Origin of the sequence: Empedobacter sp. UBA6305 (genome assembly GCF_002440405.1) — a bacterium.
In the GTDB taxonomy this organism is placed as follows: domain Bacteria; phylum Bacteroidota; class Bacteroidia; order Flavobacteriales; family Weeksellaceae; genus Empedobacter; species Empedobacter falsenii_B.
The window spans coordinates 1-17830 of record NZ_DJTP01000037.1 but is presented as its reverse complement, the minus strand read 5'-3'; the positions used below and the strand labels follow the sequence as shown (position 1 = coordinate 17830).

The 17830-nt window shown below is 30.1% G+C and carries 21 protein-coding genes and 1 pseudogene; 9 read left to right on the top strand and 13 right to left on the bottom strand.

Annotation, left to right across the window (positions count from 1 at the left end; genetic code table 11):
- Positions 1 to 48: 48 nt before the first annotated feature.
- Positions 49 to 426, bottom strand: coding sequence for a GreA/GreB family elongation factor (locus B3M86_RS08910; protein WP_125350614.1), 378 nt, complete (start codon positions 424 to 426; stop codon positions 49 to 51).
- A gap of 530 nt (positions 427 to 956) precedes the next feature.
- Here B3M86_RS08910 and B3M86_RS08905 point away from each other — a divergent pair.
- From B3M86_RS08905 to B3M86_RS08880, 6 genes are all read left to right on the top strand, one after another.
- Positions 957 to 1271, top strand: a complete 315-nt coding sequence (locus B3M86_RS08905) for a hypothetical protein (RefSeq protein ID WP_219034535.1) — start codon at positions 957 to 959, stop codon at positions 1269 to 1271.
- A 91-nt stretch (positions 1272 to 1362) separates the two neighbouring features.
- A complete protein-coding gene (locus tag B3M86_RS08900) occupies positions 1363 to 1710 on the top strand; it encodes a hypothetical protein (RefSeq protein WP_291062802.1) in 348 nt (115 codons plus the stop codon).
- Between the two features lie 84 nt (positions 1711 to 1794).
- The gene (locus B3M86_RS08895; protein WP_291076728.1) at positions 1795 to 2637 is read left to right on the top strand and encodes an MbnP family protein; all 843 of its coding nucleotides are present in this window, start codon (positions 1795 to 1797) and stop codon (positions 2635 to 2637) included.
- 44 nt (positions 2638 to 2681) lie between these two features.
- The gene (locus B3M86_RS08890) at positions 2682 to 3722 is read left to right on the top strand and encodes a cytochrome-c peroxidase (RefSeq protein WP_291076730.1); all 1041 of its coding nucleotides are present in this window, start codon (positions 2682 to 2684) and stop codon (positions 3720 to 3722) included.
- Positions 3709 to 4698, top strand: coding sequence for a hypothetical protein (locus tag B3M86_RS08885; protein WP_291079016.1), 990 nt, complete (start codon positions 3709 to 3711; stop codon positions 4696 to 4698). Before B3M86_RS08890 ends, B3M86_RS08885 begins: the two co-directional genes overlap by 14 nt.
- Positions 4699 to 4700: 2 nt before the next feature.
- Positions 4701 to 4928: a YHS domain-containing protein gene (locus B3M86_RS08880; protein ID WP_038334051.1), complete on the top strand. Its 228-nt coding sequence runs from the start codon at positions 4701 to 4703 to the stop codon at positions 4926 to 4928.
- Between the two features lie 71 nt (positions 4929 to 4999).
- On the opposite strand, the gene B3M86_RS08875 is transcribed toward B3M86_RS08880, so the two are convergent.
- From B3M86_RS08875 to B3M86_RS08845, 7 genes and pseudogenes are all read right to left on the bottom strand, one after another.
- Complete coding sequence (locus tag B3M86_RS08875) at positions 5000 to 5308, bottom strand: thioredoxin family protein (protein WP_291069845.1); 309 nt, start codon at positions 5306 to 5308, stop codon at positions 5000 to 5002.
- 24 nt (positions 5309 to 5332) lie between these two features.
- Positions 5333 to 5602, bottom strand: coding sequence for a rhodanese-like domain-containing protein (locus B3M86_RS08870; RefSeq protein WP_280062497.1), 270 nt, complete (start codon positions 5600 to 5602; stop codon positions 5333 to 5335).
- Positions 5603 to 5627: 25 nt separating this feature from the next.
- A complete protein-coding gene (locus B3M86_RS08865) occupies positions 5628 to 7022 on the bottom strand; it encodes an MBL fold metallo-hydrolase (protein ID WP_291076734.1) in 1395 nt (464 codons plus the stop codon).
- A gap of 251 nt (positions 7023 to 7273) precedes the next feature.
- Positions 7274 to 8047, bottom strand: a pseudogene (locus tag B3M86_RS08860) (YeiH family protein).
- A gap of 170 nt (positions 8048 to 8217) precedes the next feature.
- Entirely contained in the window at positions 8218 to 8847 is a 630-nt protein-coding gene (locus B3M86_RS08855; protein WP_291066400.1) for a Crp/Fnr family transcriptional regulator, read from the bottom strand.
- Between the two features lie 2 nt (positions 8848 to 8849).
- Entirely contained in the window at positions 8850 to 9263 is a 414-nt protein-coding gene (locus B3M86_RS08850; protein ID WP_135836085.1) for a YeeE/YedE family protein, read from the bottom strand.
- Positions 9264 to 9267: 4 nt separating this feature from the next.
- Positions 9268 to 9816, bottom strand: coding sequence for a YeeE/YedE family protein (locus tag B3M86_RS08845; protein WP_114999312.1), 549 nt, complete (start codon positions 9814 to 9816; stop codon positions 9268 to 9270).
- A 128-nt stretch (positions 9817 to 9944) separates the two neighbouring features.
- Here B3M86_RS08845 and B3M86_RS08840 point away from each other — a divergent pair, with 128 nt between their 5' ends.
- Both B3M86_RS08840 and lysA read left to right on the top strand, forming a co-directional pair.
- Positions 9945 to 11078, top strand: a complete 1134-nt coding sequence (locus B3M86_RS08840; RefSeq protein WP_180906036.1) for an MBL fold metallo-hydrolase — start codon at positions 9945 to 9947, stop codon at positions 11076 to 11078.
- Between the two features lie 162 nt (positions 11079 to 11240).
- Positions 11241 to 12452: a diaminopimelate decarboxylase gene (lysA, locus tag B3M86_RS08835; protein WP_180906035.1), complete on the top strand. Its 1212-nt coding sequence runs from the start codon at positions 11241 to 11243 to the stop codon at positions 12450 to 12452.
- 61 nt (positions 12453 to 12513) lie between these two features.
- Here the strand turns inward: lysA and B3M86_RS08830 are convergent, their stop codons facing one another.
- Entirely contained in the window at positions 12514 to 12852 is a 339-nt protein-coding gene (locus B3M86_RS08830; protein ID WP_180906034.1) for a hypothetical protein, read from the bottom strand.
- 253 nt (positions 12853 to 13105) lie between these two features.
- Between B3M86_RS08830 and B3M86_RS08825 the strand changes: the two genes are divergently transcribed.
- Positions 13106 to 13486 (top strand): hypothetical protein, encoded by a 381-nt coding sequence (locus B3M86_RS08825; RefSeq protein WP_180906033.1) that lies wholly within the window; start codon positions 13106 to 13108, stop codon positions 13484 to 13486.
- On the opposite strand, the gene B3M86_RS08820 is transcribed toward B3M86_RS08825, so the two are convergent.
- From B3M86_RS08820 to B3M86_RS08805, 4 genes are all read right to left on the bottom strand, one after another.
- The gene (locus B3M86_RS08820; RefSeq protein ID WP_135836030.1) at positions 13473 to 14168 is read right to left on the bottom strand and encodes a potassium channel family protein; all 696 of its coding nucleotides are present in this window, start codon (positions 14166 to 14168) and stop codon (positions 13473 to 13475) included. The genes B3M86_RS08825 and B3M86_RS08820 overlap by 14 nt on opposite strands.
- A 9-nt stretch (positions 14169 to 14177) precedes the next feature.
- A complete protein-coding gene (locus tag B3M86_RS08815; RefSeq protein WP_244958011.1) occupies positions 14178 to 15650 on the bottom strand; it encodes a TrkH family potassium uptake protein in 1473 nt (490 codons plus the stop codon).
- Between the two features lie 353 nt (positions 15651 to 16003).
- Positions 16004 to 17179, bottom strand: a complete 1176-nt coding sequence (locus B3M86_RS08810; RefSeq protein ID WP_291047169.1) for an MFS transporter — start codon at positions 17177 to 17179, stop codon at positions 16004 to 16006.
- Positions 17180 to 17220: 41 nt separating this feature from the next.
- A complete protein-coding gene (locus tag B3M86_RS08805; RefSeq protein WP_180906030.1) occupies positions 17221 to 17643 on the bottom strand; it encodes a GNAT family N-acetyltransferase in 423 nt (140 codons plus the stop codon).
- Positions 17644 to 17830 lie beyond the last annotated feature (187 nt).

The window sequence follows — 17830 nt, the reverse complement described above, 5'->3', positions numbered from 1 at the left end:
TAAAAAACCGAGCTAATGCTCGGTTTTTTTATTATGCTTTTGGACAAATTATGAAACTGCTTCTACATTCAGAATTTCATATTTTTTTGAGCCATCATTTGCTGGCCATTCAATTACATCACCAATTTTATAACCAATTGTTGCTAAACCTTCGTCCATTAAAATAGAATGACGATTCTTTTTCGGTTTTGCCTTTTCTGGGCTAACAAAATTTAATTGATATTCTTGATTTGAATTTAATTCTTTTATTGTTACTTTTTTCCCAACAGTCACAATATTATCAGCCAAATCTCTTCTCAAAATTTGTTCTGCATGACGCAATTCTTTTGTTAAGATATTTTCTTGTTCTGCTGTTACTTTTTTTCTTCTTAAATGGTCTTTAATTAAATCGTATAATCCTGTTGTTAAAATAATATTTGTTGTCATTTTGATAAATTCTTAGTTAAACTTTCAATCATTCGAAGAAGATTCTCTAAGACTCAAATATCAAATAACCGAAAATAAAATTCGCTAAAATTTGATACAAATCTCCTTACAGAAAATTGAAAATAATTGATAATTGAAAAAAATAGAAGGTTCCCTGTCTCGAGTCGTAACAGGGATTAGTTGATAAACTCTTTCGAGCTTCTTAAGAAAGTATCATCATGCAAATATGCCAACGACAAAAACAACCACAATTGGTTGTTTCTTCTATAGATGTCAATAAAATTTGCCATGAATTGATTCTAAAATGATTAATTCAAAGTTACGATATCTTTCTCAATCTAAAAAATATAAACCTTTTAAGATTATTTCATTAATGTCATTTCAATAAAAAGAAACTTGAATTCAATTTCTGAAAAAACTGATAATCTTCATTTTCAAAATAAATAAAAACTGTCTAATTTTATAAAAATTTTAAGGAATTGAAATCTTACCTTTTCATACTAACTGTTGTTCTAATAACTTGTAGACCATTGCTACCTGTTATTGACTATTTGGTAAATTATGATAAGATTTCTAACGAATATTGTGTTAATATAGAGCGTCCAGAATTATTGTGTAATGGAGTTTGTTATCTGAAAGAACAAATTTCCAAGACTGTTAATGATGAACAAAATGATGATAATAAAATTCAAGTTTCTTTGCGTGCAATTGATTATTTTATTTATCAACCTACCTTCGAAATTAACACATTTACCTTCATAAAATCTATTGAAAAAATTTCGACTATCGAATTAGCTTTCGAAACTCAATATCAATTAGATCAACAACTTCAGCCTCCTATTTGATAAATAATTCTTGTTTATCAAATTATTATCTCATTAACATTTAATCAAGTTGACATTTCATATAAGATTTGTCAAAAGTTTCAATTGTTTATTGATTGCATTGTTCGTGCTTTTAATTGGTTTTCGATCACTAATTCCTTTTACTGTATTCATTAGTACTCAGGAGAAGATTATTGATGAGTATTGTATCAATAAAGAGCGACCAGAAATGCAATGTAATGGAAAATGTTATTTATCGAAGCAACTAAAAGAAACAGAACAAGAATCTGATTCGGTTTTAGTAAAAAATATTCGATTTGCAGAAATTTTTATACATTTCGAATCCTTAAATATTCCATTTATTCAAGATTTTATTGTAAAAATAAAACATCGATTCTTTTGGCTATCATCCTATTCTATCGATTGGGTTTTTAAATATCTAAAACCTCCAATTGTTTAATTAATAGAACAAATATTCAGTATTGGAGAACAATAATTGTTTTCCAACAGCATTTTTATTCAAAAAAATTAAACAATTATTACAATGAAAACAATCAAATATTTTTTAAACTTATCATTTATCGCATTACTTACTTTATTTACTTCCTGCAACAACGATGATGATTTCTCTGAAATTAAATCTACCGAAACAGGTAAAATTCAATTAAAGTTTGAAAATGGATTTGATAATTTGGGAGGAATTGTTTTAGATCAAACAACGCAAACCTCATCAAACGGACAAAAACATAAATTGACAACATTAAAATATATCATTTCTAACATCACATTAATTGATGAAAAAGGAAATGAATTTGATTATCATAAAAACGATCCAGACAAAGGCGCTTTTGTTATTAATCAAGATTCTGCTATAGCTAATGTCGTTTATTTAAATTTGGATAATATCCCTCAAAATAAATATACAAAAATACGTTTCGGACTTGGTGTATCTCAGAAAGCTTATTTATTAGGACAGACTGGGCAAGCTACTTTTTGGGAAAAAGCAAAGAAAAATGGAATGACTTGGGCTTGGGCTGCTGGTTATGTTTTCTTTAAAATAGAAGGTTTTTATGGCAAAACTACTACTGATACTTTCTTCTTAACTCACACAGGAAATATGGGAGATATTAACAAAAATAATGTTCAAGATTTATATAAAGAAGTAACATTAGATTTACCTACATCTGCACGAGTAACTTCTAAGATTAAGCCATCTATTCATATTATGGCAAATTTGAATACCTATTTAAGTGGTAACCATAAATTGACATTAGATGAATCGAACAATAATATTATGGGATCTTCCAACTTTGCACAATTGGTAACAGAAAATATACAAAATATGTTTCGAGTTGATCATGTACATAACGACGAAAAAAATCAATAAAGTTTATAGCGGTGTTTTATAAACACCGCATAATTCTACAAACAATGAATAAAATAATAACAATCATTTTCAGTTTATTCATCTTGCTAAGTTGTAACGATGATGATATTGATTATGGACAGATCGTTGATGAACCTTATCAATTAGAAATTCCTTCTTATTTTCCTAAAATAACATTTGATACAGATAAATATCCGTTAACTAAGAATGGTGTTGAGTTAGGAAAAAAACTATTTTATGAAGGTCGATTATCTAGAAATAATACTATTTCATGTGCTTTTTGCCATATTCAAGAAAATGCCTTTACTCACCACGGACATCCTGTTAGTCATGGAATTGATGATCGATTAGGAATTCGAAATGCTCCTCCTATTCAAAATTTAGCTTTTCTAAATCGATTTATGTGGGATGGCGTTATTCATGATTTAGCTCAACAACCAATTTCTCCTATTACAGCTGAAGAAGAAATGGATACAACTTTTCCCGAAATTATTAAGAAATTATCATCAGATTCTTCTTATCGAAAAATGTTTAAAAATGCTTTTGGAGATGATAAAATAGATGCAAATCGTATTCTCAGCGCATTAGGACAGTTTATGGCTTCAGTTGTATCAAAAGATTCTAAATATGATCAATATTTAAGGAAAGAGGCAGATTTAAACGAAACCGAAAAAAAAGGTTTACAACTTTTTCAACAGAAATGTTCAAGCTGTCATAAAGGAACACTTTTTACAGATGAGTCTTTTCGAAATTCAGGAATGTATTATAATAAACAATACAAAGATGGAGGTTTATATCGTGTAACATTAGATTCGACTGACTTTATGAAGTTTAGAGTTCCAAGTTTAAGAAATATTGAAATGACCAAACCCTATATGCACGATGGTCGATTCTATAGTTTAGAAGCTGTTTTGAATTTTTATTCAGAAGGTGTACAAAATGATAAATATTTGGATTCTCAACTCAAACAAAATAATCGAATTGGAATTCCTATGACAGAAGAAGAAAAAAAGGCAATTATTTCTTTTCTAAAAACATTAACTGATTACTCATTTATTAATAACCCTGCTTATGCAGAATTTTAAATCTATTCAAATGAAATTATATATCAATTTATTTTTCGTTATATTATTTACTCCCATTTCATTATTTGCACATACTGATAATGATTCTATTGTAATCTCTCATTTATATGATTTAGAATTAGATTGTGATGCTTGTGGTTGTTCAGCAACTTCAACCTCAAATGGAATTGAAAATCTTATAAATTCAAATTTCGTTGGTATTCGTTACCTTCATCAATCTTATAAAGCTAAAGAAGATGCTTTTTCTAATAAAAGAACACAAAAACAACAATTCAATACCATTCAATTATGGGCAAGAATTCCAATAAATAATAGAATTGACATCAATGCTAGCATTCCTTACCATTTTCATAATAAAGAAGGTAAAAACTCTTCTTCTATTTCTGGTATTGGAGATTTAAATATGATGGGAATTGTTAAAGTCATTAAATCAAATACAAGTTCTAATGAGCTAAAACATGGATTAAGTGCTGCAATAGGTTTAAAAATTCCAATCGCAAAATTTAATCAAGCAAATGCTGAAACAACCAATCCTAGTTTTCAATTAGGTACAGGAAGTTGGGATACTCAGTTTGCAATAAATTACCAATTAGCTTATAAGAATTCGACTTTACAATTAGTAACAGACTACAACTTGAAAGGAGAGAATAAGAAGAAATACAAATTTGGAGATCAATGGAATCAATTAATTCAATTACAACACCTTTTCATTAACAATGAATTAAAATTACTTGGAAAAGTCGGTTTTCAAAACGAACTTTATTATAAAAATGAACAATTTGGGGAGACGATTCCAAAATCTAAGGGAAAAGCTCAATTTGCGAAATTAGGATTAGAAGCAGCTGCTCGAAAATTTAATTTTGGTATAGAATATTTTCAACCTATACTTTCTGATTTAAATTCGGGAGAAATCGAAGTAAAAAACAGAATAGGTTTCTTTTTTAATTACAATTTATTTCAATCTAAAAATCAATAACAATGAAAAAAATATTAACATTAACATTCTTCATCATCTCTTTTTCAATTTTTGCTCAACAAAAACTAAAAGTAAAAGTTGTAAACGAGAAAGATCCTATTTGTGGAATGAATACCGCACAATTCTTAACAGATACCGCAATTTATCAAAAGAAAATTTATGGTTTTTGTAGTAAAAGCTGTAAAGTTGAATTCAAAAAAAATCCAAAAAAATACGTGAAGAAAAAGTAAGAGAAAGAAAATAATTTGACAGTAGTTGCACTTGATTCTAAGAAGAATCATTAAGCAGCTACTGTCTTTTTTTATATCAAAAATTGTTTTACAATTTCCTGTAAATCATCTTCAAACTTTACTCCATAATGTTTCCAAAGTAGCTTTCCTTGATGAAAAAGCATCAAAGTTGGTACACCATTTACTTGATACATTGCATCAAATTGAATAGTACTTACTTTCTCTTTATCTACATCTATTTTTATAATTTCTACATTATCAGAAAATTTTTCTTTCAAATTTTCTAAAAACTGAAGTTGTAACTGACATGGAGCACACCAATTTGCATAAAAATCAATCAAATAAAAATTATTTCCTTGTATTTTATCCAATAAATCCATTTTAAAATTTAGATATTATTACACTTATTTTATTGTTTGCCAAGGACCGCCGTTTATTGCTTCAAATCCATTTTTATTTAAAATTGTTGCTGCTTGCGCACTACGAGCTCCACTTCTACAAACTGTTACAATTTTTTTGCTTGGTAATTCCTTTAATCTTACTTCTAATTCTTGCAACGGAATATTCACCGCACCTGCATGATGTCCCGCCAAAAACTCCGCTTTTGTACGAACATCCAACAATAAAGCACCTTCTTGTAGATAGTTCTCTACATTCGAATTTGATGTCAACATTTTTAAAATCCTTTTGAAAAACATATTATTTAACTAATGGTTTTTGATTCAATTTCCAGTCAGCAATTCCTCCACTATAATTTTCAACTTCAAAACCTTTCGATTCCAAAAAACTTTGTGCAATCGTTGCTCGATCTCCAGCTTGACAATGCAAAGCAATTTTTTTAGTTGGATCTAATTCATTGTATCTTTTTGGTAAATAACCGACAAAAATATGCTTCGCTCCTTCAATATGACCTTCTTTAAATTCTACTTCTCCTCTAACATCTAAAATCTGAACCTCATCATTTCCAATGTAATTTTCAATTGTTTCTGCGTCGATTAAAATAGAAGATTGTAAGTAACTAAAATTACTCAACATATCTGTTGGAGTAATATAACCATAGACATTATCCAAACCAATTCGCATCAATTTTCGCGTCATTTCTTCTACTTCATCCTCTTCTACAATCAACACAATTGGTTCTTGATAATTAACCATCCAACCCATCCATGTATTGAACGTTTTATTGTTTTGAATATTTAATGTTCCTGGTAAATGGAATTGAGAAAAATCTGTTTTGATACGCGCATCAATCACTTTCATTCCAAAATCTTTCGCTTTTTCAAATTCGATATATGTTAATTTAGCCCATTTCGGAACTTCAATCAATAAAGGACGTTTTGTTTTATTCAGCTTTTTCATCATTGCAAAATAAGCTGGCGCTTCGGGTTGATCTGCCAATAAATAATCAACGAAACCTTTTTCATTCGAATCAAATTGCAACGCCCAATTTCTGATTTTCTCATAACCAACCGTCGTACTTGCTACAGCTCCCAAAGCTTTTCCACAAGCAGAACCTGCTCCATGTGCGGGCCAAACTTGTAGATAATCTGGTAATGCTTGAAATTTTTTCAACGATTCAAACATCTGCTTCGCTCCTACTTCTTTAGTACCAATTAATCCAGCTGCTGCTTCTAATAAATCTGGACGACCAATATCTCCTACAAAAACAAAATCTCCAGTAAAAATCATAACTGGTTCTTTCGTCGCAGGCGTATCTGTCAACAAAAAACTAATACTTTCTGGCGTATGACCTGGTGTATACATCACCTCAAAAATTAGATTTCCAACTTCTATTTTATTGCCATTTTTTAATCCGACATGTTCAAAATCGTATTGCCAATCTTCTCCGCCTTCATCAGACAAATACATCTTCGCACCTGTTACATAAGCCAACTCTTGGCTACCAGAAAGATAATCAGCATGAATATGTGTTTCGACAATATGCGTAATTTTCAGCTTATTTTCTTCTGCTATTTTTAAGTATGTATCAATATCTCTTTTTGGATCAATTACAATTGCTTCTCCTTTTGCTTGACAACCTACAAGGTAACTTGAATGTGCAAATGACTTTTCAAAAATGTGTTGAAAAAACATATGATAATATTTTTATGGTTTAACCTTTTCTAATTTGTTGAAGCAAAGTTAAGTTGCTAAAAAACAATCGACAGTAACCAATGTTACAGACTTAAAATAGAGAGAATAAAGATTTTAAAAATAATTCAAAACCAAAGATAAAATGGAGATAAAAATCCAAAGTAAGATTCCGTATGATAAGGTTTTAAAACCTGCTTGTTTGATGGATTGTAAGTTAATCAACGAGCCAATCTTAAATAAAGCAACAACCATTAATTGTTTCGAAATTCCTTGTGAAATATGATAAACTTTTCGTCCTGAGGAAAATAAGTAGCGATAAGCATTGTTGCAATAAAACCAATAATAAAATAAGGAAATTTGTAAGAAGATTTCTCTTTTTTGTTGAAATAACCAATTAATAAGGCCAATGGAAAAATCCATAATGTTCGGCTCAATTTTACAGTTGTTGCAACTTCCAAAGCTTGTTCACCATATTGTTTAGCAGCACCGACAACAGAACTTGTATCATGAATTGCAATTGCCGACCACAAACCAAATTAATATTGCGATAACTTAAAATAATGTCCAATAAACGGAAAAACCATTAACGCAATCGCATTCAACACAAACACAACTGCCATAGCAATAGTAATTTGATTGGCTTTTGGTTGTAAAACCGAAGATATTGTAGCTATAGCGCTTCCTCCACAAATAGCAGTTCCCGAAGTTATCAACAGCGATGTATTATTGTTGATTTTTAATAATCGGTAAAATACAATTCCTAATGTAAAAACACTTAATACAGAAATAAAAGTGAGAAAAAATCCATCTTTACTTACCGAAACTGCCTCGTAAAGATTCAAACCTAACCCTAAACTAATGATTGCAATATTCAATAATTTCTTTGAATATCGCTTTGAAATTTCCCCAAATTCATTCTGAAAAATTAAACCATAACCAATCCCTAAAAGTAACGCCACAGACGACTCTACAAAAGGAAAAAAAGTAAATAGCAACAATCCAAAATAAACTATACGGGCAATCATTTGTTTTATGAAATACAAAAACAAAAGTAATTGACCGTATCAAAATAGATTGTAACATTTGTTACAAATGAGATTATTTTTAGAAAAATTTTCTACTATAAGTTGTTTCAAATAAAAAAAGGAAGCTCAAAAACTGAGCTTCCTTTGTATATATTTTTTTAAATAATTTCTTACTTAATCGTGATTTCGTTTCGGTTTAGTTGAAGAAAACCTTCTTTTTCTAACGCTTTCAACAAACGAGAAATAACAACACGAGAAGTATTGAGCTCGTAAGCGATTTCTTGATGCGTTTTTACCACAACTTTGCCTTTGTTGATACTTGCGACATCCAACAGATATTTTTTCAAACGTTCGTTCATATCATTGAAAGCTAAATTGTCAATTGCTACCAACATTTCCTCCATTCTATTATTGTAACTATCAAAAATGAAACGTCTCCACGATGGATATTTTGCCAACCATTCGTCCATTTTTACAATCGGAATCATCACCAATTCTCCATCAGTTTCAGCAACAGCACGTATTTTACTCTGTTTATCACCTAAACAACAAGCCATCGTCATGGCACATGTATCACCTTTTTCGAGAAAATACAACAATAGTTCTCCTTCATCAAAATCTTCGCGCATAATCTTGATTGCACCACTCAAAAGAATTGGCATTCCTTTGATAAATTGGTTCAAATCAATCATTACATCATTCGCTTTGAAATCAACCAAAGATCCTAATTCATCAATTTCATTCAATAATTCATCTTCAAATTGATATGGATAAGTTGCTTCTATTTTCTCTTTTATCATGTTTAATGTGGGATTTTGTTTCTAATTTTTCCGTAAAGAAATGTACCGATTAATGCACCTACAATTGTAATTAAAATTGGATAAACTCCTGCGCCTAATAGTACAAATATTGGTCCAGGACAAGCGCCAACCAACGCCCAACCTAACCCGAAGAAAATTCCTCCGATCAAATAACGAGCTATTGATTTTGTTTTGGGCTGAATCACAATTTTTTCACCATCGATATCTTTTGCTTCCTTCTTTTTCATCCATTGTATTCCAATCAAACCGACAACCAAAGCCGAACCGATAAATCCGTACATGTGGAAAGATTGAAAATTGAACATTTCGAAAATGCGGAACCAAGAGGCTGTTTCTGCCTTGTACATGGTTACACCAAAGATAACACCTAATATGATATAAACTAAACTTCTCATGCGATTAAAAAATTAAAGGAAACAAAACGTGAACCATCAAAAGTCCACCGATAAAAAAGCCGATAACAGCGATTAATGAAGGTAATTGCAAATCACTTAAACCCGAAATCGCATGTCCAGATGTACAACCTCCTGCATAGCGCGTTCCAAAACCAATTAATAATCCACCAACAAATAATAAAGCAATATTTTTTACAGACATCGTTTCGAAAATTTCGGTTGGAGAATATGCTTTTCCTGCACTTTCAAATCCCATTGCATTCAATTTTGCAATTGTAGCTTCTGAAATTTCAGGTATTTGATTATCTGATAAAAAATGTATCGAAACAAAACCTCCTATTACTGCGCCAACTAAGAATAATAAATTCCATTTTTGAGCTTTCCAATCAAACGAGAAAAAATCACATGATTTTCCTCCTCCCAAAGCTGAACAAATAGTTCTGAAATTTGATGAAAATCCAAAACTTTTTCCGAAATAAATCAATAAAAGCATTACAATTGCGATTATTGGTCCGCCAATATACCATGGCCAAGGTTGTAAGATAAATTCCATTTTGTATTTTTTCTAAAACGTGTACAAAGTTGGTAAATCAAAATTAAAATGAAAGTTACAAATGTTACAGTTTACTTAAGATATATTATTTCAAAAGCAATCCAAGAATTTTATACATTTGATCATTAATGAAAAAAATCAATAAACGAAAAGTTTTTAAACGAATGCTTTACTTCCTATTAAGTTTGATTGTAATTCTTGTAATTGCAACCTTCGCTATTCTACAAATGGATACTTTTGGTGCTGATGCAACTGGAAAACGATTGGAACGAATGAAACAATCGAAGTTGTATAAAAATGGACAATTTCAAAATATTCATCACACACCTGCATTTGCAGAAGGTTTTGATACCAAAAAAGTGATGTGGGATTTTTTCTTTGGTGCGAAAAATCCAAAACTCAATCCGAAAGATTCTATTCCGCATATTCAGACGGATATCAAATCTATTGATAAATCTGAAAATGTATTTATTTGGTTGGGACATTCGTCTTATTATATTCAATTGGATGGTGTTAATTTCCTAATCGATCCTGTTTTTAGTGATTACGGTTCGCCTTTACCAATTTTCAATAAAGCATTTAAAGGAGCAAATACGTATCACGCAAAAGATTTCCCAAAGATTGATTATTTGGTTATTTCACACGATCATTACGATCACTTGGATTATGAAACAGTGAAAGAATTACGTCCAAAAGTGGAGAAAGTGATTCTTCCGCTTGGAGTTGGCGCACATTTCGAGAAGTGGAATTATCTACCAGAACAATTAATCGAAGAAGAATGGAACACAAGCGTTTCATTAAAAAATAACTTAAAAATTACTTTTACACCAGCTCGTCATTTTTCTGGTAGAAAATTTAAACGAAATACAACACTTTGGACTTCTTATGTATTGGAAACACCTACGCAAAAAATATTTTTAGGTGGTGATAGCGGTTATGATACGCATTTCAAAGAAATTGGAGAAAAATATGGTCCGTTTGATTTTGCGATTCTAGAAAATGGACAATACAACGATGCTTGGAAATACATTCATGCTTTACCAACAGATTTACCTGCGATCATTACCGATTTAAAAGCTAAACATATTATTCCTGTACATGCTGCAAAATTTGCTTTGGCAAAACATGCTTGGGACGAACCTTTGGAAAAAATTATAGAGAATGGTAAGCAAAATAAGCTCGATATTTTGACGCCTATGATTGGTGAACCACTAAATTTGAACGATTCTGTCTTTCACTTCAAAGAATGGTGGAGGGATTAAAACATTTATTACCGAATAATATTCGAAATATTTTTTAAATCTTTAAACAATATTCGAAATTATTGATTTATAATAAGTTTATTCTGAATTATCTTCAGAAAACCATTTGTATTCCGTAATTTTGGCAACTGAAATTTAACTTTAAACAAAAAAATAAACAAAATGGAACTGAATAGAGAACGTCTATTGGAATTGGTGCAAAAATATGGTGCGCCCTTGTATGTATATGATGCGAACAAAATTAGATCGCAATATGAAAAGATGACAAATGCATTTTCTACAGTCAAACGTTTAAAGTTAAATTATGCATGTAAGGCGAACACAAATCTTAATCTTTTAAAGTATTTCAAATCACTTGGTTCAGGATTGGATACGGTTTCTATTCAAGAAGTAGAATTGGGATTAATGGCGGGTTTCAAGCCTAAAGAAATCATTTATACGCCAAATGGTGTTTCGTATGCTGAAATTAAAAAAGCAATTGATTTAGGTGTTCGCATCAATATCGATAACCTTTCTGTTTTAGAAACATTTGGTCAAGATTTTCCTAAATATCCAGTTTGTGTGCGTATTAATCCACATATTATGGCAGGTGGAAATGCAAATATTTCGGTTGGACATATTGATTCAAAATTCGGAATTTCTATTCACCAATTACCACATATCAAACGTGTTGTAGAAAATACAGGTTTACATTTGGATGGTGTTCACATGCATACAGGTTCTGATATTTTAGATATTGATGTTTTCTTACAAGGAGCTGAAATTTTATTTGAAGTTGCAGCAGAATTCAAGAATTTATCTTACATCGATTTTGGATCAGGATTTAAAGTTCCTTACTATCCAGGCGCAGACGAAACAGATATTGAATATTTAGGAGAGCGTTTATCAGCTCGTTTCAATGAGTTCGAAAAAGCGTACGGAAAACCTTTGACATTAATGTTCGAGCCAGGAAAATATATGGTTTCTGAAGCAGGATCTTTCTTAGCAACTGTAAATGTTGTGAAACAAACAACTTCTACTGTTTTTGCAGGAATTGATACAGGTTTCAACCATTTAATTCGTCCAATGTTTTATAGTGCTCATCACGAAATTGAAAATATTTCAAATCCAGAAGGTCGTAGCCGTTATTACACAGTTGTGGGATATATTTGTGAAACAGATACGTTTGGATCGAATCGTAAAATAAATGAAATTAGCGAAGGAGATGTGTTGTGTTTCCACAATGCAGGAGCATATTGTTTCTCGATGGCTTCGAATTACAATTCGCGTTTCAAACCTGCGGAAGTCTTGTTAATTGACGACAAAGATTATTTAATTCGTCGTCGCGAAACAATTCAAGATTTAATCGCAACAACAGAGGATATAAAATTCTAAGCTCAGAATTTTTATATATTTTTATAGTATTTTAAAGCTCAATTCAAGGATTGGGCTTTTTTTATTTACCTAATTTCAGTGGTTTACTAAAAAACAATTCGTGTACAGTACTTCTAAATAAGTTTTGTCCGTATGTTTTTGAATCATCATATTCGTAAGAAATTCTTTCTACAACAGGTTTTAAAGGAGAAATACTTGTTGGCTGATTAATATAATTCTTCACATTATCCAAGATTAATTCATTATTCTTTTCAAGCGATAAATCTTGCGAATACTTAAAATCAAAATAACCAGATTGTTGAGCAAAATTCATCAACAATTTATTTTTAAGATTATCATTCTGAGCAACTTCTTGCGCAAAAAGAGCAATTGGAAAAAGAAAGAATAAAAGTATTTTCATTATCAATCATTTACTGTTTTAAAGTTATGAAAATATTTTAAAGATTCAATCTATCCAATTTTAAAAACTTTACAATGACATTCATCTTATGCAATTCGAGATGAATTAAATACTTTTGTCACAAAGTTAGCATATGAAAGAAAAAAAAGATAAACGAAGTGCCTCTCAAAAATTAATAGACGATGCTTTCTTCCTATTTTTGATGATTCTTGGGGCTTTTTGTGTGTTAATAATACTTGTTGTTGTCTAAAAAATGAAATTGTTTGATACTTATTTTAGTTTTTATATTCTGAGTTGGATTTTTATCAAACTTACCCGAATTTATTCCATAGAAATTGAGTATCTCAACCATTATTTAACTGATATTTTTGCGGTACCTGCTATGACGCACTTAGGAAGTTATATCATTTCGAAAATTAAATACAACAATCAAGTTTATGTTTATCCAACAAGTTATTTGGTAATTACTGCTTTTGTTTTGAGTCTTTTATTAGAATTTATTATGCCAAAATTTTCTTCGAATTATACAGCAGATATATTAGATGTTGTCTGTTATTTTATGGGAATTATTTTTTACTTAAAATTCCATAAACCACATGTATTAGAGTTTAAGAATAAGATTATTGAATATTAAATTTCTTTAAGAATTTATAAATTTCTTGATTTGCTCCATAGATTACCAATACATCATCTTTTGTAATTACTGTATTTGATGTAGGAAAACCTTGTACTTCTGGAACAATTTTATATTGACCTAAAAAACTAGCTTCTTCTTTGTTTTTAATAATTGTCATTACCAAAATATTATGTTGCTTTTTGAATTGGATTTCATCAAATGTTTTTCCAACCAATTCATTTGGTGTTACAACCTCTATAATGCTAAACTCTTTGTTTAATTCAAAAGAATCTACAACTCCTTTCACATTTAGTTTTTTTGTCCAACGTTCTGCAGATTCAGCTTCGGGTCGAATAATTTCTGTAACTCCAATTGCTTGCAAAACATTTTCGTGTAAAGAATTGATAGAACGACTAATCAAACGTTTTACATTTTTATTTTTAAAAATAGCAGTAGCCATAATATTGGCACCTTCATTTTCCCCAATACTTACAATTACAATATCTGTATTATTTAGTGGTAATTTATTAATTGATAATTCATCTGTTGCATCTAAACAAATGGTATAGGATAACTTATCTTTCAAAGCTTCAACACGTTGAATATTATTGTCAACACCGATAATTTCGTGACCAAGCTTTACCATTTTCTTACCAAGCGCCGCGCCGAAATTTCCTAAACCTATAATTATTATTTTCATAATTTTCTTTTAAATTAAAATATCATCTGATGGATAACGATAATTAGATGAAACAGTTTTCTTAAAAAAAGCCATCAAAATTGTAATCATTGAAACACGACCAATAAACATCATTGTAATGACAACAATTTTACTTGGATCTGATAATGTAGGTGTTAAATTTAATGATAAACCAACAGTAGAATAAGCTGAAAAAGCTTCGAATGCAACATCAATAAGATGTAAATGATTATCAAATTTTGTTATTAAAAATATTCCTATTCCAATGACTAAAAAAGATAAGGTCATTGTAGCAAAAGCTTTTTGTACATTGATAGGGCTTAATTCTCTTTTGTAAATTTCGATTTTATTTTTTCCGCGTGCAATATTAATAAAATTAAGAATTGCAATTGCAAAAGTACTCGTTTTAATTCCTCCTCCTGTTGATGCTGGTGAAGCACCAATCCACATTAACAAAATAACCAAAAGTATGGAAGAGAATTGTAAGTGAGAAAAATCTATATTATTAAAACCTGCTGTACGAGGCGTTATGGCGATAAATAAAGCTGAAATAAACTTTCCGAAACCTTGATGTTGTCCTAATGTAGAATAATATTCTTCGAAGAATAATATGATTGTAGAAATAATTAGTATTGTTAATGAGGTGATTAAATTAACTTTAGAACTTAATGTAAAAACCCAATTCTTACGATTATTTTTATTATGGAGAATTTTTGAAATTAATTTTCTGATTAAATAATCTGTATAACGTAGAATATTAATCAAGATAGGAAAACCTATTCCTCCTAAGAATATCAATGTGATTAGAACAGATTGAAATCCATAATTGTGAACAAAACCTTTGTTCATTAATCCATTTGGCAATGTAGAAAAACCTGCATTACAAAAAGCCGAAACTGAATGAAAAATACTAAAAAATAATTTGTCAACAATACTAATATTATAAGGTGCAATTGAAATATAAATTAATACAGCTCCTACGAATTCGATACCAAAAGTTAAATAGATAATCCTTTTTACAAAAGAAAAAACTTCACTCAAAGAATCGTTGTTTGCAATACTTCCTAATGCTATTTGATTCTCATAAGAACTATTTCCTTTGAAAAAATAAGCAATATATCCAGCAAATGTCAAAATACCTAAACCTCCTGCTTGTATTAATAACATTAAAATAAAATGACCAACAGGCGTATAAGTTATATAAGTATCAACAGAAGTTAATCCTGTTACACAAACTGCGCTCGTCGCTGTAAATAGTGCGTCTAGAAAAGAAATTGGATGATATGTTGCTTTTGGCAACATAAGTAAACAAGCTCCTCCAAAAACTAAAATAAAAAAACTGAAAATAAATAATTGGGGAGGAGTAATTACAGAACGTTTGAAATTAAGGTTAGGTGTAGCAATTTCTCTTACTAATTTTAAAACAATAGCAAATTGCAAATATTTGCTGACAAAAAACCAACTATAATCGGTTATTTGCATTTTAATGCAATAAAGAATAAATAGTATACTTACTATATCAAAAATGATGACTCGCGGAATAATTTTTTCTTTAAAATAAACATATTTAAGTATTGTTCTTAAAATTCCGACAGATAGTAGAATGATAAAAAAAATGTTTATATAAAGTTTATACTCAACAGGAAATCCAAATCCAAACATTACCAATAATGCTATAATAGCTAATGTGTACGATATTGAAAGGATTACGTTAAAAAACTTATTGTTTACTAAAATTCGAAACATATTTGTTTCATAATAATTAAAAAGGCAAATTTATAATTATGTATACTTCTTACAAGTTAATCATTACTTTTTTTTTGAAAAGCTATAAATTAGTTATTAATGTTTTTAAAGATTTTCATTCTACCAACCATAAAAACCATAATCAATCCAAAGCAAGCAAATAACGCATAAGAATATCTCAAATCAAAAGCTTCAGCAATATAACCAATCAGTGGTGGTCCCATTAAAAATCCTAAAAAAGAGATACTCGAAACCATTGCCAATGCAACGCCTGGATTTACATTTTTGTTTTTTCCCGCTACACTATAAACTGTCGGAACATTACACGCAACACCCAATCCAACCATCATAAATGCAATTGTACACACAATAAATTGAGGAAAAAATACTGAAAGCATCAAACCAGAAAACATCAAAATTCCACTAATTTGCATCACGCGTTGTTTTCCATATTTACTGATAAAATAATCACCAACGAAACGTCCTGTTGCCATCATTACCATAAAAGAAGCATAACCAACGACAACCAAATTTTGAGGTGCTTTTACGATATCTTGGAAATAAACACCACTCCAATCGAACATCGCACCTTCTGTTGCCATGCTCAAAAAACCTATAATTCCTAGTTGAACCAAAACAGTATCTGGTTTTGAAAAAATAGATTTCTTTTCCTTCGCTGGAGCTGGTGTAGAATCGACTAAATATTTTTTATTAATGAACCAGCTCAAAATAATTAAGCCATAAATAAATACAAAATGATAAAATGTATTCACATGCAAATTCATCATCAATAAACCAATCAAAGCACCTGTAAAACCAGCTATACTCCACGCACCATGAAAAGAGGACATAATCGATTTTCCATATATTTTTTCGACTTCAACTCCTTGCGTATTCACCGAAATATTGCACATGTTTCCTATTACTCCAAAGAAAAATAAGACAGCACCTAATTGATAAAAATTTTGAGCCAAACCTATACAACAAAGTATTAAAGGATAAATTAAAACGACAATTCGTAAGACATTTTTACTTCCAAATTTCGCGACTAATTTTCCTGAAAGTGCCATTGTACACAATTGCCCAATTGGCATCAATAAAAGTAATGTTCCCAATTGACCTTCTGAAATTCCTAAATCTGATTTAATCGTCGGAATGCGACTTGCCCAAGACGAAAAAGCTAAACCTTGCGAAAAAAAGAAGAGTGAAACAGCGAATCGAATGCGATTCTTTTGAGTTGATGATAATTCTGTTAATGAATGCATGGCTAAAAAATATGCGACAAAGTTAAGCTTCTCTCCCGAAATTATAAACTCAAATGCAAAATAGGATAAGCTTTTCCCTCGTTATCTTTTTCAGAACGAGAAGTAACCTTAAAACCTTGGCTTAAATAAAAATCAATCGCTTGCTGATTTTGTTCATTCACATCAACCGATTTCACATTCAATTCCTGAATAGAAAAATCCAACAAAGCCTTCCCTACTCCTTTTCTTCGAAAATCATTGTGAATAAATAACATTTCAAGATTTTGTGCTGCAACACCTACAAATCCTACCAATTGATTTCCGATTTCGTAACCAAATAAGGCTACATGCGGAAAATAATTAGGTAAATTTTCTCTATAATATTCAAAATCTTCTTCTGCTAAAAAATGGTGTGTGTTACTAACCGAACTTTCCCAAATGTCTCTCAATCTCGCAAAATCTACTTCTTCAATTCTTCTAATCATGACTAAAATTAATTACAACAAAGATATAAATGACTATTTTCAAAAAAAAGAATAAAAAATATTCTATTGAGAATCATTTTGTTAAAAATTATTTTAAAAATAATTGATTTCAGAGTTTGGAAAAACGAAAAAGCGTTCTATATTTGCACTCGCAATACCGCAATACACTGCGTTATTGGAGAGTTGG

Excerpts from the sequence above, each read along its gene's own strand:
- B3M86_RS08910 (WP_125350614.1), bottom strand. The coding sequence starts at position 426 with ATGACAACAAATATTATTTTAACAACAGGATTATACGATTTAATTAAA.
- B3M86_RS08895 (WP_291076728.1), top strand. The coding sequence starts at position 1,795 with ATGAAAACAATCAAATATTTTTTAAACTTATCATTTATCGCATTACTT.
- B3M86_RS08890 (WP_291076730.1), top strand. The coding sequence starts at position 2,682 with ATGAATAAAATAATAACAATCATTTTCAGTTTATTCATCTTGCTAAGT.
- B3M86_RS08885 (WP_291079016.1), top strand. The coding sequence starts at position 3,709 with ATGCAGAATTTTAAATCTATTCAAATGAAATTATATATCAATTTATTT.
- B3M86_RS08880 (WP_038334051.1), top strand. The coding sequence starts at position 4,701 with ATGAAAAAAATATTAACATTAACATTCTTCATCATCTCTTTTTCAATT.
- B3M86_RS08875 (WP_291069845.1), bottom strand. The coding sequence starts at position 5,308 with ATGGATTTATTGGATAAAATACAAGGAAATAATTTTTATTTGATTGAT.
- B3M86_RS08870 (WP_280062497.1), bottom strand. The coding sequence starts at position 5,602 with ATGTTGACATCAAATTCGAATGTAGAGAACTATCTACAAGAAGGTGCT.
- B3M86_RS08865 (WP_291076734.1), bottom strand. The coding sequence starts at position 7,022 with ATGTTTTTTCAACACATTTTTGAAAAGTCATTTGCACATTCAAGTTAC.
- B3M86_RS08855 (WP_291066400.1), bottom strand. The coding sequence starts at position 8,847 with ATGATAAAAGAGAAAATAGAAGCAACTTATCCATATCAATTTGAAGAT.
- B3M86_RS08850 (WP_135836085.1), bottom strand. The coding sequence starts at position 9,263 with ATGAGAAGTTTAGTTTATATCATATTAGGTGTTATCTTTGGTGTAACC.
- B3M86_RS08845 (WP_114999312.1), bottom strand. The coding sequence starts at position 9,816 with ATGGAATTTATCTTACAACCTTGGCCATGGTATATTGGCGGACCAATA.
- B3M86_RS08840 (WP_180906036.1), top strand. The coding sequence starts at position 9,945 with ATGAAAAAAATCAATAAACGAAAAGTTTTTAAACGAATGCTTTACTTC.
- lysA (WP_180906035.1), top strand. The coding sequence starts at position 11,241 with ATGGAACTGAATAGAGAACGTCTATTGGAATTGGTGCAAAAATATGGT.
- B3M86_RS08830 (WP_180906034.1), bottom strand. The coding sequence starts at position 12,852 with ATGAAAATACTTTTATTCTTTCTTTTTCCAATTGCTCTTTTTGCGCAA.
- B3M86_RS08825 (WP_180906033.1), top strand. The coding sequence starts at position 13,106 with ATGAAATTGTTTGATACTTATTTTAGTTTTTATATTCTGAGTTGGATT.
- B3M86_RS08820 (WP_135836030.1), bottom strand. The coding sequence starts at position 14,168 with ATGAAAATAATAATTATAGGTTTAGGAAATTTCGGCGCGGCGCTTGGT.
- B3M86_RS08815 (WP_244958011.1), bottom strand. The coding sequence starts at position 15,650 with ATGCAAATAACCGATTATAGTTGGTTTTTTGTCAGCAAATATTTGCAA.
- B3M86_RS08810 (WP_291047169.1), bottom strand. The coding sequence starts at position 17,179 with ATGCATTCATTAACAGAATTATCATCAACTCAAAAGAATCGCATTCGA.
- B3M86_RS08805 (WP_180906030.1), bottom strand. The coding sequence starts at position 17,643 with ATGATTAGAAGAATTGAAGAAGTAGATTTTGCGAGATTGAGAGACATT.